Source organism: Chondromyces crocatus, assembly GCF_001189295.1.
Classification (GTDB): Bacteria; Myxococcota_A; Polyangia; order Polyangiales; family Polyangiaceae; genus Chondromyces; species Chondromyces crocatus.
Genome location: NZ_CP012159.1, coordinates 8,038,461 through 8,052,527, shown reverse-complemented (window position 1 = coordinate 8,052,527; position 14,067 = coordinate 8,038,461). Strand labels below are relative to the sequence as shown.

Genomic DNA, 14,067 nt, shown 5'->3' with positions numbered 1-14,067 from the left:
GAAGACCGTTCTCCCGACCCCCTGGCACAAGCCCTCCGCGGTCAGATCGCTGACCGCCTGAAGCTACCGGCAAGCGTTCAGAGGGGAGCGGATCCCCTCCTGGACCGGCTGCTCCAGCCCAGGACCTTGCTTCACATCGAGAACGTCGACGCAGAGCCAGCGGCGCGTGGTGTGGCGTTGCTCGCCCGGAGGTTGCCAGGCGTGGCCCTCGTCGTCTCGGCCCGCTACCAGGGACTTGAGCGTGAGCCCGGCTGGACGGGCATCCACATCACGCCGTTCACGCCAGCGTCCTCGCTCGAGTTGTTCGAGAAGGAGCTCGGGCGTGCGCCACGTGATGCGCGGGAACGAGAGGCCCTTCGAACGCTTGCCGGTGAACTCGGTCACCTCCCGCTGGCCTTGCACCTTGCTGCCTCCGCGTTGCGCGAGGGGGACTTCACCCCTGACACGTTCCTGGAGGACCTGCGTCGCCGTCGATTGGACCTGGCACCGGGACTTCGGGACGACCCGCGCGCGAACCTGCGAAAAACCTTCGAGCTGTCGTTGAGCTTGCTGCGACGCCACCTGGAGCGGGACGGCCTGGATGCGGATGAACTCATGGCCGGATTCTTCGCGCTGGGTCACGCGCCAGTCGCAGGTTTCGGACGTGCGCTAGGGGCAACGATAGCGGGCCTTTCCAGGCTCTCGTTCAGTCAACTGACCGCGGCTGCCCGCAAGCTCTCCCTGCTCATGGCTTTGCCGTGGGAAGAGAGGAACGACGACGCCTGGCGCGTTCACCCGCTGCTTGCAGAACGGCTGCGCGAAGACAGCGACGGGCGTGAGGTCCTGTCCCGGATGACCGAATGGTTCATCGAAAGGCTTCAACCAACGCACGCCAAGGAACAAGCGCCCCAAGGGCAGCGCTGGCCAGAGGTCCACGCCGAGCACGAAGCGCTGGCCTTCTGGCTGATGCAGGTCCTCGAAAGGTCGCCCGAGGACGTCGTGCGTGTGGAACGTGCCGGCTCTGAGTACGCGATTCATGCTGGTCAATCGCATGCTTGGGAATCGTTCCTTACACGCGCGCTCGATACGCACGAGGATGCCAACGCGCGGTCGAACCTGCTCTGGACACTGGCCCATGTCGCCATGCGAGGAGGCGAACTGGAAAAGGCTCTGAACGTCGCGGCGGAGAAAGAGCGCATCGATCGTGCGCGCGGCGATGACAAAGAGGTCGCCATCGCTCGTTCCTGTCGAGCGGACATCCTGGAGGCGCGCGGAGAGCTGAAGGAGGCGCTGCGTATCCTGCAGGAGGAAATGCTTCCTTTGTTCGAGAAGCTCGATGACATGCGTTCGCGCGCCGTGACGAAGGGAAAGATAGCGGACATCCTGGAGGCGCGCGGAGAACTGGAGGAGGCGCTGCGGATCCGGAAGGAGGAAGCGCTTCCGGTGTTCGAGAAGCTCGGTGACGTGCGTTCGAGCGCCGTGACGAAGGGAAAGATAGCGGACATCCAGCAGGCGCGCGGAGAGCTGGAGGAGGCGCTGCGGATCCGGAAGGAGGAACAGCTTCCGGTGTACGAGAAGCTCGGTGACGTGCGTTCGAGCGCCGTGACGAAGGGAAAGATAGCGGACATCCAGCAGGCGCGCGGAGAGCTGGAGGAGGCGCTGCGGATCCGGAAGGAGGAAGAGCTTCCCGTGTACGAACGGTTGGGCGCCGCCCGTGACGTCGTCGTCTGCCGGACCAGGATCGCTTTGGTGCTGCTTGCCCGCGGACAGGAAGACGATCGACGCGTTGCCGCCAAACATCTCTCCGATGCGCTGGATGCTGCCAGACGAATGCAGCTCCCAGAGGCCAAGATCATTCTGCAGATTCAGCAGCATCATGGGCTGAATTGAAGCGTCGCCCGCTCGCTCCCGGACCGTCATCGACCGGATGATGACGTATGCGGTGGACAGGCATGGTCGGGCTTCGTCTGCGTCTCCCGGCCGATGCGTGTCGCGTCAGGTCGGCGCTCGCGCTCGGCTCTGCCTACGTGCGGAGTGCCTCGGCCACGGTCGCCGCGGTGAGCGCTTGCTCCAGCCACCGCGCCAGCGTGGGCAAGTCAGTGCAGGCCTCGATCTGCGCCTCTTCCTCAGGGCTCGGCGACAGCTTGTGACGCGACAGCACCCGGCGGACCGCCGCGCGCGCCTCGGTCAACCGCCCTTCATCCAGCAGCTCTTGCTTCACTTGCGGGGTGATGGCGAGCAGCAGCCCGATGATCTGCCGGCGGTTCTCCAGCCGGACCGGATCGTCGGTCGGAGGGAACTTGCGCTCCAGCTCTTCGCGGGTGAGGGCCGGCATCGACGTTGATTCTAGCATGGTGATGACCCACTCCAGCGGCCTCCGGTCGGCCACCCACAGGATGAACTCGGACAGCGCCCGACCGGAACGGGCGACGAGGAAAGGCAGGAGTTCTTCCTGCAACGGCAGCTCGTTGGCAGCGATCCACACGAGCCAGTGACCGAGCGGCTCGATGCGGTAGCAGCCCGGCGCGAAGCGGACGGGAGAGCGCACCGACCCCAGCCACTGCGGCACGTGCGGCGCGATCACCCAGAGCGGCTCGTCGCCTGGCCACACGGGCTCGTGCTCCTCGACACGCTGCACCTGCCGCGCTTGCCGGCGGAGCAGCGCGCGCTCCACGCTCGACATGGCGAGGTGATCGCCGGGCATCTTCACCTCGACCATCACCTCGTCGTGTGCGCTCGCGGCGGGCCAAGGAGCTGCGAGGGAAGCGAGGTGTTGTGCGCGGCGGACGACCAGGAAGCCGTCGCTCTGCACGCGCTCCAGCCGGATCTCGGGAGGGTCTTCCCAGGTCACGGCGCCCTGCGTGATGCGCTCGGTTTCCTCGGCGAAGGTGCGCTTGGCGAAGAGGTCCGGTTGGCCCATGCGGATGGGATCGAGGTAGCCACGATGGGCCGAGAAGACCAGGTGATCGCGACGGTCGAATGGCGGATTCATGCACGCGAAATCGCGCATGAGTTCGTAATTGCGAGCCGTGCGCTGGCGTGATCTGGACGCTGCGCGGGGGGCAGGCAGAGCGTCGGGCTCAGGGGGAATGACGTTGTGCGAGCCAGACGGCGACTTCGCGCGCGAAGGCTTCCAGATCACGTGCTCCTTGCGTGGCAGCAGCATGGACCATCGCTGGGTTGATCCCCGAGTCGCCGTGCGCGACCACGTTGCGAAGGCCCACGGCGCGGCCGAGGGATGCGGCGGTGGTCGCCGAGAGCACGCCCTCGTCACGCAACCGGTTGAAGCAAGCGGCGAGGTGGTTGGCAGCAGGCCAGCCCTCGTCGGCGATCAGGTGACTCGCGATGTCGGAGCAGCTCTGCACGGCGAGCATCAGGTTGAAGCTCACCAGATCGAGGGCGTCGCGATCCGTGCTCAGCAACGCGGACGTCGCCGGGCATTTCGCACGGATGCGCGCGATGCGATCGTCCAGCTCGGCGAGCTTTGCGGCGACCAGATCTCGGTTAACCACGCGCGAACCCTTTCTCCTTCACGCGAGTGAGCCAGGCGTCCCGCATCCGCGCGTACCAGGGCCGATCGGTCTCCAGCATCGCCAGCGTTCGTGAGCGCCAGAGCGCGCCAGCGCCGGGGTAGCCTTCGTGGACCACGACGCCGTCGTGGATCAAGGCCTCGTGGAGCGGGATGGAGGCTTCCTCCAGTGCGACGACGTCGACCTCTCGGTCCAGCGCACAGGAGAGCTGCGCCCTCAGGTCGAGGAGATCGACACCTGGGGCATCGACGGCGACATCCACGTCAGAGTCTGGCCTGGCCGTGCCCCGCGCTTCAGAGCCGAACAGCACGGCGACCCGCACGTCCGCACGACCGGCCAGCGTCTGGCGAAGCCGTTGCAGGAGGTCGGGATGTGCCATGAAGCGCAGGGTAGCTGGCCGAGCGCGAACCGTCCCGTGAACTGGCGAACTCGGGGATGTCGGCACGCTGTCGGCTGACATTCGATGCATGAGTTGGTGGACGAGGAGCCAGGGGGGACGCGTCGTGCTGGCAGATGGCCCCCTCCCTCCGGATGGAGCGGGTCCCCGGCGCGTTGCCCACCCCTAGCGTGTTGGCTGCCCTCAGCGTGTTGGCTGCCCTCAGCGTGTTGGCTGCCCTCAGCGTGTTGCCGGCCTTCCTCGTTCAGCGTGTTGCCGAGCCGCGTGAGGAGGGACAGCGCATCAGACAAGCCGTCCGTGACTTCTGTCCAGCTGGACAGAGCGTCCGGCAAGCCTGCCGCGCCCTCTGTCCAGTTGGACAGGGCGTCGCGCGAGCTGTCTGCTCCCTCTGTCCACCTGGACAGCGCGCCGAGCAAGCGGTCTGCGTCCTCTGTCCAGTTGGACGGAGCGCCCGGCAAGCCATCCGCGCCCTCTGTCCAGTTGGACAGAGCGCCCAGCAACCCATCGGCACCCTCTGTCCAACTGGACGGAGCACCCAGCAAGCCATCGGCACCCTCTGTCCAGGTGAGCGGACCGCTTGGCCTCCCCGCCGACCCTCGTGCTCCTCCGCCGCCCGCTCCATCTCCCCCAAAGCCCGCCCACCCCGCTTTGGCGTCCCGCCTCCAACCTTCCCCCCTCAAACTCCCACCCCCTCGCGCCTCCTTCTTCTCCACCCTCGCCCTCCTGCGGACCGACGCTTTCATCCCCGCTCCCCTCCAGACGCCCTTCCGCACCCTCGCCCGCCCCCCGACCCGTCCGCCCTCACCGCACCTGCAAATTTTCTTTCGCGGGGCATGCGTAAAGTTCTGCCGCCTTCCGTCTAACCGTCGCCGTCGCCGGATTGTCTCGCGTGGACGGCTGTCACCCGGGGCGTGACCCCCGGGAATCCACCCAGGGAGGGATGCGTGGAACGGCTGCGAATCGACGATGGGACGAAGGTGCACCGCGACGCGGCCAGCTATCACCTCGGCGCCTGTCGGAGGAGCCGGACGGCGTTCCACGAGGCGCTCGGGGTCGCGATCGAGGGGTGCTACCTCGCGCTGGTCGCTGACAAGCGCGCGGTCGAGGATGCGGAGGATGCGCGGCAGCAGACGCTCGCCGAGGTCCACGCGGCGGAGATCGACCTGGAGAACGGGATCCGCGACCTCGATGGCGAGCTGGGGAAGCTCGATCGCGCGGACGGCACGCTGAACGCGCGGCGGACGGTGTTCCCGGAGGGGTTCGGCAAGGTGATCAAGCGGCAAGGGGCAGCGCAGCTCGGGGTGTTGCCCGGGTTGAGGGCGCGGCTTTCGGGGTTCCTCGTGCACCCGGCCGTCGCGGCGCGGGCCGGGGCGCTGGATGCCATGGAGGCGGCCTTCAAGGCGGCGCTCCAGGCGGACGAGATGTCGCTCGGCGCGATCGCGCTGCGGAAAGCGCACCTGGAGAGCGCATGCCGGGCCGTGCGCGAGCAGCTCGACAGCGCCTACGGGCAGCTCCGGAGCTACTACAAGGCGCGCCCAGGGATGGCGGACCGCTTCTTCCTGCGGAACCTACGGCGGCGAAAGAAGGCGAAGAAGGCGCCAGAGGTGCCGGCACCGTCCCCGGAGGAGGAAGTGACGTCGACGTCGTCGAGCGATGTCCCCGCGCCTGGAAGTCCCGCGTCATCGCACGTGGCGCTGGTGAACTCCGCTGGAAGTCCCGCGTCATCGCACGTGGAGCTGGTGAACTCCGGGGCGCCTTTGGGCGTGTCGCCGAGAGAGGCGCCTGCTCCTGGAAGTCCCGGGCCATCGCGCGTGGAGCTTCTGAACTCCAAGGCGGCTCGTGGGGAGCGAGTCGAGCCAGTGATGTCACGCATGGAAGCGGAGAGGGGGGAGGTTCCAGGCGTTGCGCCGGAGAGGCTGGCGACGTCGTGCGTCACGCTGGAGCGGCTGGTGACATCGTGCGTTACGCCGGAGAGGCTGGCGACGTCGGGTGTAGTGCGGGAGCGACCAGTGACATCGTGCAGGGCGATGCAGAGGCCAGGGACGTCGTGTGGGGCGGTGCAGAGACCCGTGACGGTGCTGGTGGAAGGAGCGACGCCCAGCGTGCGGCCGTCGGTTCCAGAAGGGTTCGCGGTGCTGCACATGGACGTGAGGCGTGGGGACATGGCGTCGCCCCAGTCTTCTGCGACGTCGTGAGCGCCACGTCGCTCGAAGGTCGCTGGTCGCGATGCCTCGATGCCCGATGTCGTCAGGCTCAGTGACTTCAGGCTCAGTGACTTCAGGTTTGATGTCGTCAGGTTTGATGTCGTCAGGTTTGATGTCGTCAGGCTTGATGTCGTCAGGCTTGATGTCGTCAGGTTCGATGTCATCAGGTTCGAGCCTCGTGCCTTGAAGGCGACGGCTGCGCTGGAGCGAACCCTGACTCGAAGGCGAACCCTTGCGCTGGAACGAGGCCTTCGCTGCGAGGCCTCTGCTGGAGGAGCGGCCCGCAGTGAAAATCAGGCCCTTGCCGGATGGGCAGTGCGTATCGAAGGCGGGGCCTTCACTTCGTCTCGGGTGACGGCTCGACTTCTTCTGGTGGCATGCGCTCTCATGTCGTGACGGGCGCGTGCTCAGGTCGTGTCGGGAGCAGGCTTGCGCGAGGGCAGGGGAGTGCTTCTCGGGAAGGACGAGCTCAGGCTCGCGTCGTACGGCTGAAGGTTGCGCGTAATGGCGCGGAGATCCTGGGTTTCCGGAGGCGTCGCGCGCTCGGGGAGCGCCGGACTTCTCAGGCTCGTCGAGCACGGCATGCCGGGCTCGTGCTCTCGCCTCAGCGGGCGAATGGCTGAGGCTTCGCGGCGGTTGCCGAGGCGGGAGAGCTGTGGGAGGACCTACGCATGTGGCGATCCTCCTGGAATGACATGGGTGCTCTTCGTGGGGTCGTGGTCGCGGTGCTGCTCGGTGCGCCGGCGGCGTGCGTCGTCCAGTCCGGGGGACCGGCGGATGCGCAGCCTTCGGAGATGCAGGCAGCGCCCGAAGGTGCGTCGCCGGGGAGCGAAAATGCGGCACAACCAGCGGACGTGGACAGGGAGCCCACGGCGCCTCAGGCAGGCGTGAAGCGGTGGCAGCCGCCCGCGCGGAACGAGCTGCCTTCGCAGGTCGACGGGAACAACCAGGCGCCTGAAGCGGAGCGCGGGCTGGTGGGGACGTGGCACTCGTCCTCGTGCGGGCCGCGCGCTTACGAGCGGGTGCTGAACCTGCAAGCGGGCGGGAGGTTCGAGGCGAGCGATCTGGTGTCGCCCTGTCCGCCAGGCGTGACGTGCGTGTGGTCGGGCATCGTCGGGCGCCGAGGTGTCTACGTGGTGCAGGGGAACGAGATCATCTTCCGCCTCGAAGGACCGAAGCCGAGCCAGGGGACGCCGTTCCCGGACAAGATGGTGATCGATCCGGAGACGTCGGGGCCAGCGGAGCAGGTCGGTAGCGCGTACTGCGTGTACAAGCGCGAGCGGTAGCAGCGCGCGCGGATCCGTTCGGGCGGCGCGCAGGCGGTGTGGATGAGCGTGACGACGCGCGCGGGTTCGGTCGGGCGGCGCGCAGGCGGTGTGGATGAGCGTGCAGGGCGTCGACACGAGAGGGGGGTCTCGGTCGGCGCGCCGGCTGCATGGAGCACCATGAGGTGCGCTGGCGAGAGGGGGAGGAAGAGAAGCGTGCGGCGCGCGGGGGGAAGGCGCGCCGCGGAGAGCCGCGTGCGTGCGGATCAGCCCTTGGACCAGCCGCTCATGGAGCGGTAGGTCGCGATGGACTCCTCGATGACTTCGAGGGCGCGGTTGCGATCGTAGATGCGGTCGACCTCGGAGAGCTTGTTCTCGAGCTGCTTGTAGTCGGCGAAGAAGCGCATCAGCTCCTTCGAGACGTGCGGCGGGAGCTGGTCGTGGGTCTGGTAGTGGGAGACGGACGGGTCGTCGATGGCGACGGCGATGATCTTGTCGTCGACGCCCTTGTCGTCGCGCATGGAGAAGCCGCCGATGGCGCGCGCGCGGACGAGGGTCAGGGGGATGACGGGCTCCTGCATGAGCACGAGCACGTCGAGGGGGTCGCCGTCGCCGGCGTGGGTCTGGGGGATGAAGCCGTAGTTGGCGGGGTAATGAACGGACGAGTAGAGAACACGGTCGAGCATCAGCAGGCCGGTCTTCTTGTCGAGCTCGTACTTGCTCTTGGAGCCCTTCGAGATCTCGATGACGACAGGGAAGAATTCGTCCCGGCGCTGCGGAAGCTGGATGTCATGCAAGGGGTGAGTCATTGCGCCGCGGAGGATAGGAGAGGTCCACGCAGTTCGGTAGACAGCTACGACACACCGCGGCAAATCTTCTCCGTACTGTCGAAAATGGTGGATCGGTGCTGCTGAAAACGGCGGATCGGTGCCGCTGGAGACGGCGGATCGGTGCCGCGGGAAACGGCGGATCGAAGGCGACCGAGGCAGACGCGACAGCAGACGCACCGGGTCATGCGTGGAGGGCGCGCAGGGGGTTCACGCGGCCCTGAGGTGTGGAGTAGAACCCCGGGTTCTTCGGGAGATTGAAGGATGGCCAGGGTTCCGGTCGATCAAGCCAAGGTGGATGCCTGTCGCGCCTGTGCGGCAGAGGTCGCTGACGATGTGCAGCACTTCATCGATCGTCACACGACGGTCGGTGTGGAGCGGACGGTCGCGCGTTCGTACGGGGTGGAGGGTGCGGACGGGGAGGGGACGCCACTGTCGAACGTGCTGGTCGACCGGCTGCACAAGGCCGGGCACCTGGGGCACGGGGTGGCGTACTTCCTGGGGCGCGCGCTGGTCGAGGGGGCCGGGTCGATCCAGGAAGCGGCCGAGGTGCTGGCGTACAGCGAGGAGGCCGATCTGGCGCCCGGGCGTGTGAGCGCGGCGGAGGCGCGTGGTGCGCTGACGCAGGCGACGGCGGCGGGGCTCGCGCGGATCGATGGGGCGCGCGAGGCGCGGGAGGCGTTCAAGGCGCGGTTCCCGGCGGGTGAGCTGCCGCTGAAGTACGTGATCGTCGCGACGGGGAACATCTACGACGATGCGCTCCAGGCGAAGGCGGCGCGGTACGCGGGGGCAGACATCGTGGCGGTGATCCGGGCGACGGCGCAGTCGCTGCTGGATTACGTGCCGGAGGGGCCGACGACGGAGGGGTTCGGGGGGACGTACGCGACGCAGGAGAACTTCCGGATCATCCGGCAGGCGGCGGACCAGAGCGCGGAGGAGACGGGGAAGTACCTGGCGCAGACGAACTACTCGTCGGGGCTCTGCATGAGCGAGATCGCGTGGATGGCGGCGGTGGAGCGGCTGGACATGCTGCTCAACGACGCGATGTACGGGATCCTGTTCCGCGACATCAACATGCAGCGGACGTTCGTGGATCAGTACTTCTCGCGGCGGATCATCGCGCGGAGCGGGATCGTCATCAACACGGGCGAGGACAACTACCTGACCACGGCCGACGCGGTGGAGAAGGCGCACACGGTGCTGGCCTCGCAGTTCATCAACGAGGCGTTCGCGAAGCGGGCGGGGCTCGTGGAAGAGCAGATGGGGCTCGGGCACGCGTTCGAGATCAACCCGTGGCTGGAGGACAGCTTCCTGTTCGAGGTCGCCCAGGCGCAGCTCGTGCGGCAGATCTTCGACAGGCACCCGATCAAGTGGATGCCGCCGACGAAGTTCAAGACGGGGGACATCTTCCACAGCCACGTGCACGACGCGATGTTCAACCTGGCGGGGATCATGACGGGGCAGTCGATCGAGCTGCTGGGGATGTTCAGCGAGGCGGTGCACACGCCGCTGTTGATGGACCGGTACCTGTCGCTGAAGAGCGCGCGGTACATCTTCGGGGCGGGGCGGCACCTGGGCGAGGAGATCGCGCAGTGGAAGCCGGGCGGGATCGTGGAGACGCGCGCCCGGGAGGTGCTGGACAGTGCGCTGGAGCTGCTCGAAGAGGTCCGGAAAGAGACGATCTGGGACGCGATCGGGCGGGGGGCGTTCGGCGATGTGAAGCGGACGCGGACAGGGGGGAAGGGCTTCCGCGGGGTGGTGGAGCGGCACGCGGACTACGTGAACCCGATCCTGGAGGCGCTGGAGCGCCCGGAGGCGCCGTGACGGAGCAGAGATACCTGAGGGCTTACGGGGATCGTGAAGGGGACGGCATGGTGCAGATGTCGTTCACCCTGGGGATCTTGCCCGGGGATCGGGCGCGGGAGGCGGCGAAGCGGTTCGCCGAGGCGCACGGTCTGCGCGACCCGCTGGTGACGGCGATGGAGCAGGTGAGCCGGGAGTACACCTACTTCGTGGTGTACGGGCACTCGCCGCACCTCGTGGACATGTCCGACATCCACGTGGAGGAGCTGGCCGCGCAGCCGCTGACGCGCGAGGACGTGGAGGCGCAGGGCAAGAAGCTGGGGCGCAAGGTGGTGGTGGTCGGGGCCTGCACGGGGAGCGATGCGCACACCGTGGGGATCGACGCGATCCTGAACTACAAGGGGTTCGCGGGCGAGAAGGGGCTCGAGAGCTACAAGTGCTTCGACACGCACAACCTCGGCGCGCAGGTGGAGAACGAGGAGCTGTGCGAGAAGGCGAAGGCGCTGGGCGCTGACGCGATCCTGGTGTCGCAGGTGATCACGCAGCGGAACTGCCACAAGGAGAACTCGGCGGCGCTGGTGGAGATGGTGAAGGCGCAGGGCTTCCGGGAGAAGGTGCTGCTGCTGCTCGGTGGGCCGCGCATCACGCACGGGCTGGCGGTGGAGCTGGGCTTCGATGCGGGGTTCGGGCCAGGGACGAAGCCGAACGCGGTGGCGTCGTACGTGATGGAGCACATGATCGGGCGGGCCTATCCGCCGGCGAAGCTGGAGCAGTAGGCGCGAGGTCGTGGCCGCGGGGATGCGGTCACGACGAGGTCTGCTGCGAGAGCGCGAGATCGTGACCGCGGGGATGGGGGCGCGGTGCTGAGGGAGTGCGCACGATGGATAAGCTCTGGATCCCCCTCTTCATCCTCATCGGCGTGATCGTCAACGGCGGTCTGATGGCCTTGTTCGTCGTTGCTGTTCACCGCGCGCTGCACGCCGGCCGTGGCGAGCTCGATCACCTGCTCGCGACCGGGCTGCGTGTTCGCGGCAGGCTCCAGTCCGTCGATGCGGGGGCGCTGTCGGGGCGTGTGGGGTCCGTGCGGTTCTACAAGGTGGGCATCGAGATCCTGCTGGAGCTGGAGGGGGGATGGCAGCAGGTCCCCTCCTCGCTCGTGGTGCCGGAGACGCTCCGACAGCTCGTGCAGGCCGGGGCACCGTGCGTCGTCGTCGTGGACCGCACCGATCCGAGGAAGCTCTGCCTGGTGGAGATCCAGAACGCCTTCGGGGTGTCGACGTCGGTGACGCTGGGATCGATGTACTCGCGCTGGTGACGGAACGTCGGACCGGGTTGGCGACTTCAGCTCGGGTGCCGCAGGGAGTGCGCGAAGTCGCTGAGGTCTCGCGTCGGTGATCCGTGAAGGCGTGTCGCTGCGTTCACGCGACGAGGACGTGGTACGCGGCGGAGAGCTCGGCGAAGCGGGCGGTGGCGTCGCCGGTGGTGGCGCGATCGGGGTGGAGGCGGGCCGCCATGCGTCGGAAGGCGCGGCGGACGTCGGTCTCGGTGGCGCCTTCGGCGAGGCCGAGGAGGTGGAGGGCGTTGCGCTTGCGCTCGTCGTGGCGAGAGGCACGGGCGCTTCCCGGGGGAGGAGCGGAGCTTGCGCCAGCGCCGCTGCGCGAGGAGGCGCCGTGGGATGAGGGGCGCGAAGAGGAGGTGCCTTGCCCGGAGGTGCCTTGCCCGGAGGTGCTCTGCGATGAGGGGCGCGGGGAGGAAGCGCTCTGTGCGTAAGGGTTGCGCGATGAGGGCGCGTGGGAAGACGTGCTGCGCGAGGCGTAGCCTGCGCCTGCGGACGCGTGGCCAGTCGAGGCGTAGCCGGTGGAGGCGTAGCCGGTGGAAGAAGGGGCGGCGCTCGGAGGACGCGGGGTCGCGCCGGTCGTGTGAGGGGATGCGTAGGAGGGACGCGAGGCTGTGCCGGTGGTGTAAGCGGCAGCTTGCGGGGGACGCGGCGTCGTGCCGGTCGCGTAGGCTGCAGCTTGTGGAGGGCGCGGGGTTGCGCCTGTCGCGTAGGCGGCAGCTTGCGGGGGGCGCGGGGTTGCGCCGGTCGCGTAGGCAGTCGCTTGCGGGGGGCGAGGGGTCGCGCTTGCGGGCGACGGTGCCGTGTGCGGGGGCGGAGGCGTGCTGCCTGCGGTGCGCGGGGCGGCGCTGCTCGCGAACGGGGGGCGAGGGGTTGCAGAAGGCGAGGCCGGGCGGCGGCGATCGCGGGCGCGGGCGCGGCCGTGGAGGACCTCGGTGGGGTCGAGGGGGCCGATGCTCCGGAGGGAGTCGCACAGGGGGCGCGCGGTGTGGAAGCAGATGGACGCTTCGTCAATGTTGAAGAGGGCGTCGAGGCGTGTGCGGAGCTGGGTGCGAAGGGTGTGTTCGAGTTCGTCGCGGCTGATGAGGCCGGACGAGACGAGCTGCTCGCCGGTGAGTCGGCCAGCGCGAGAGGCGGTGACCGCGGCGAGGCGCGCGACGCCGGTGGAGAGGATGATCCCGCGGCGCTCGAGGAGCTCGCCGAGGCGGAGGGCGGGGAACGCCGTCTCGACGCCCGTGACGAGGCCCATGTGCAGGAGGATGCGGTGCTGGCGGCCAGGGACGGTGCTGCCCGTGGGGGTCCACAGCTCGCAGAGGTCGAGCAGGCCGGTGGTCTTGTCTCGGTACAGCGCGCCGAGGAGGTCGCCCAGGGTGGACGTCGACAAGCGGCTGGGGAGGTGCATCGACCTCGCCGTTATCATCCGCGGGGAGCACGGGACAAAGAAGCGGCGAAGGGGAAGGTGCGGGGCGCGGCGGGGAGAGCGTGCAGGCGAGGGGTCGCCAGCACAGGGGTCGAGGCGGCCGTCGTCCAGAGGGCGTCGGCGCAGCGGGTCGCGGCGGGTTTCGTCCAGGGGCGCCCGAGCGGCGGATCCAGGTGCCTTGGGTCGAATGGCGCCAGCGCTGCGGGTCGAGGCGGCCGTCGTCCAGGGGGCGCTGGCGCAGGGGCGGGAGGTGCTCGTGGTCAGGCGCTTCAGCACGGGGCGCCTTGTGCGCTTGTCGTCCGGGGGGCTTCGGTGCCAAAGGGAGCAGGGGCGCCGAAGGGCGCTTCGGTGGAGGTCACGATGGGTCTCTTGGACGGGAAGGTGGCGATCATCACGGGCGCTGGAGGCGGGATCGGCCGCGCGGAGGCGCTGCTGTTCGCTCGGGAGGGGGCGCGGGTGGTGGTGAACGATGTGGGGGGCGCTCGCGATGGGGTGGGCGCGGACGACGCGATGGCGCGTCAGGTGGTGGCGGAGATCGAGGCCGCCGGCGGGAAAGCGGTGGCGAACTTCGACTCGGTGGCGACGGTGGAGGGGGCCGCGCGGATCGTGCAGACGGCGGTCGATGCGTTCGGGCGCGTGGACGTGCTGGTCAACAACGCAGGGATCCTGCGTGACAAGACGCTGCTCAAGACGGACGAGGCGAACTGGGACAGCGTGATCGCGGTCCATCTGAAGGGGACGTTCCTGTGCACGCAGGCGGCGGCGCGGCAGATGGTGTCGCAGGGGAACGGGGGGAGGATCGTGAACACGACGAGCGTGTCCGGGATGCTCGGTAACTTCGGGCAGTCGAACTACGCGGCGGCGAAGGCGGGGATCTACGGGCTCACGCGGACGGCGGCGATCGAGCTGCAGAAGCAGCGGATCACGGTGAACGCGGTGGCGCCGATCGCGAAGACGCGGATGACGGAAGACCTGCCGATGTTCCAGTCGGCGCGCGACACGATGACGCCGGAGCATGTCGCACCCGCGGCGTTGTTCCTGGCATCGGACCTGTGCGCAGATCGGACGGGGCACGTCCTCGCGGTGGCCGGGTCGCAGATGTATGCTTACAAAGTCGTGCAGTCGCCCGGGAAGTTCAAGGACGAGGGGGCGGTGTGGACGGCCTCGGAGATCGCCGAGAACTGGGACGCCATCGTCAAGGTGTGAGCCAGGCGCGGCGCGGGGGGACGTGGCCGCGGCGGGCGAGCGGCAGCGCCGACGCGGGGCGCAAGCCAGCACCTGGAGCGGGCTCTGGCACGCGCCGGCG

The 14,067-nt window shown here is 68.5% G+C and carries 12 protein-coding genes; 7 read left to right on the top strand and 5 right to left on the bottom strand.

Going from position 1 to position 14,067, the window contains the following annotated elements; genetic code table 11:
* The first annotated feature begins 201 nt into the window (after positions 1-201).
* Entirely contained in the window at positions 202-1,869 is a 1,668-nt protein-coding gene (locus CMC5_RS47920; protein WP_245678597.1) for a hypothetical protein, read from the top strand.
* 133 nt (positions 1,870-2,002) lie between these two features.
* Here CMC5_RS47920 and CMC5_RS28870 read toward each other — a convergent pair whose 3' ends face one another.
* The 3 genes from CMC5_RS28870 to mntA form a co-directional block, all read right to left on the bottom strand.
* Positions 2,003-2,989 carry a hypothetical protein gene (locus tag CMC5_RS28870; RefSeq protein WP_245677803.1) on the bottom strand — a complete coding sequence of 329 codons (987 nt, stop codon included), beginning with the start codon at positions 2,987-2,989 and terminating at the stop codon, positions 2,003-2,005.
* 70 nt (positions 2,990-3,059) lie between these two features.
* On the bottom strand, positions 3,060-3,491 hold the full coding sequence (gene hepT / locus CMC5_RS28865; protein WP_050433413.1) for a type VII toxin-antitoxin system HepT family RNase toxin: 432 nt from the start codon (positions 3,489-3,491) through the stop codon (positions 3,060-3,062).
* Positions 3,484-3,888, bottom strand: coding sequence for a type VII toxin-antitoxin system MntA family adenylyltransferase antitoxin (gene mntA, locus CMC5_RS28860; protein WP_050433412.1), 405 nt, complete (start codon positions 3,886-3,888; stop codon positions 3,484-3,486). The genes hepT and mntA overlap by 8 nt, the downstream gene beginning before the upstream one ends.
* A 962-nt stretch (positions 3,889-4,850) precedes the next feature.
* Here mntA and CMC5_RS28855 point away from each other — a divergent pair.
* Together CMC5_RS28855 and CMC5_RS28845 are read left to right on the top strand one after the other, a co-directional pair.
* Positions 4,851-6,101 (top strand): hypothetical protein, encoded by a 1,251-nt coding sequence (locus CMC5_RS28855; RefSeq protein ID WP_050433411.1) that lies wholly within the window; start codon positions 4,851-4,853, stop codon positions 6,099-6,101.
* A 680-nt stretch (positions 6,102-6,781) separates the two neighbouring features.
* Entirely contained in the window at positions 6,782-7,396 is a 615-nt protein-coding gene (locus tag CMC5_RS28845; RefSeq protein WP_218920085.1) for a hypothetical protein, read from the top strand.
* Between the two features lie 245 nt (positions 7,397-7,641).
* Here CMC5_RS28845 and CMC5_RS28840 read toward each other — a convergent pair whose 3' ends face one another.
* Positions 7,642-8,184, bottom strand: coding sequence for an inorganic diphosphatase (locus tag CMC5_RS28840; RefSeq protein ID WP_050433408.1), 543 nt, complete (start codon positions 8,182-8,184; stop codon positions 7,642-7,644).
* Positions 8,185-8,466: 282 nt separating this feature from the next.
* On the opposite strand from CMC5_RS28840, the gene kamD reads away from it, so the two are divergent.
* The 3 genes from kamD to CMC5_RS28825 all read left to right on the top strand — a co-directional run bounded on the left by kamD (position 8,467) and on the right by CMC5_RS28825 (position 11,320).
* The gene (kamD, locus tag CMC5_RS28835) at positions 8,467-10,026 is read left to right on the top strand and encodes a lysine 5,6-aminomutase subunit alpha (protein WP_050433407.1); all 1,560 of its coding nucleotides are present in this window, start codon (positions 8,467-8,469) and stop codon (positions 10,024-10,026) included.
* A complete protein-coding gene (gene kamE / locus CMC5_RS28830) occupies positions 10,023-10,781 on the top strand; it encodes a lysine 5,6-aminomutase subunit beta (protein ID WP_082362894.1) in 759 nt (252 codons plus the stop codon). The genes kamD and kamE overlap by 4 nt, the downstream gene beginning before the upstream one ends.
* A gap of 104 nt (positions 10,782-10,885) precedes the next feature.
* Complete coding sequence (locus CMC5_RS28825) at positions 10,886-11,320, top strand: hypothetical protein (RefSeq protein WP_050433406.1); 435 nt, start codon at positions 10,886-10,888, stop codon at positions 11,318-11,320.
* Positions 11,321-11,423: 103 nt separating this feature from the next.
* Here CMC5_RS28825 and CMC5_RS45090 read toward each other — a convergent pair whose 3' ends face one another.
* Complete coding sequence (locus CMC5_RS45090) at positions 11,424-12,743, bottom strand: DnaJ domain-containing protein (protein ID WP_050433405.1); 1,320 nt, start codon at positions 12,741-12,743, stop codon at positions 11,424-11,426.
* Between the two features lie 378 nt (positions 12,744-13,121).
* Between CMC5_RS45090 and CMC5_RS28815 the strand changes: the two genes are divergently transcribed.
* Positions 13,122-13,967: an SDR family NAD(P)-dependent oxidoreductase gene (locus tag CMC5_RS28815; protein WP_050433404.1), complete on the top strand. Its 846-nt coding sequence runs from the start codon at positions 13,122-13,124 to the stop codon at positions 13,965-13,967.
* Positions 13,968-14,067 lie beyond the last annotated feature (100 nt).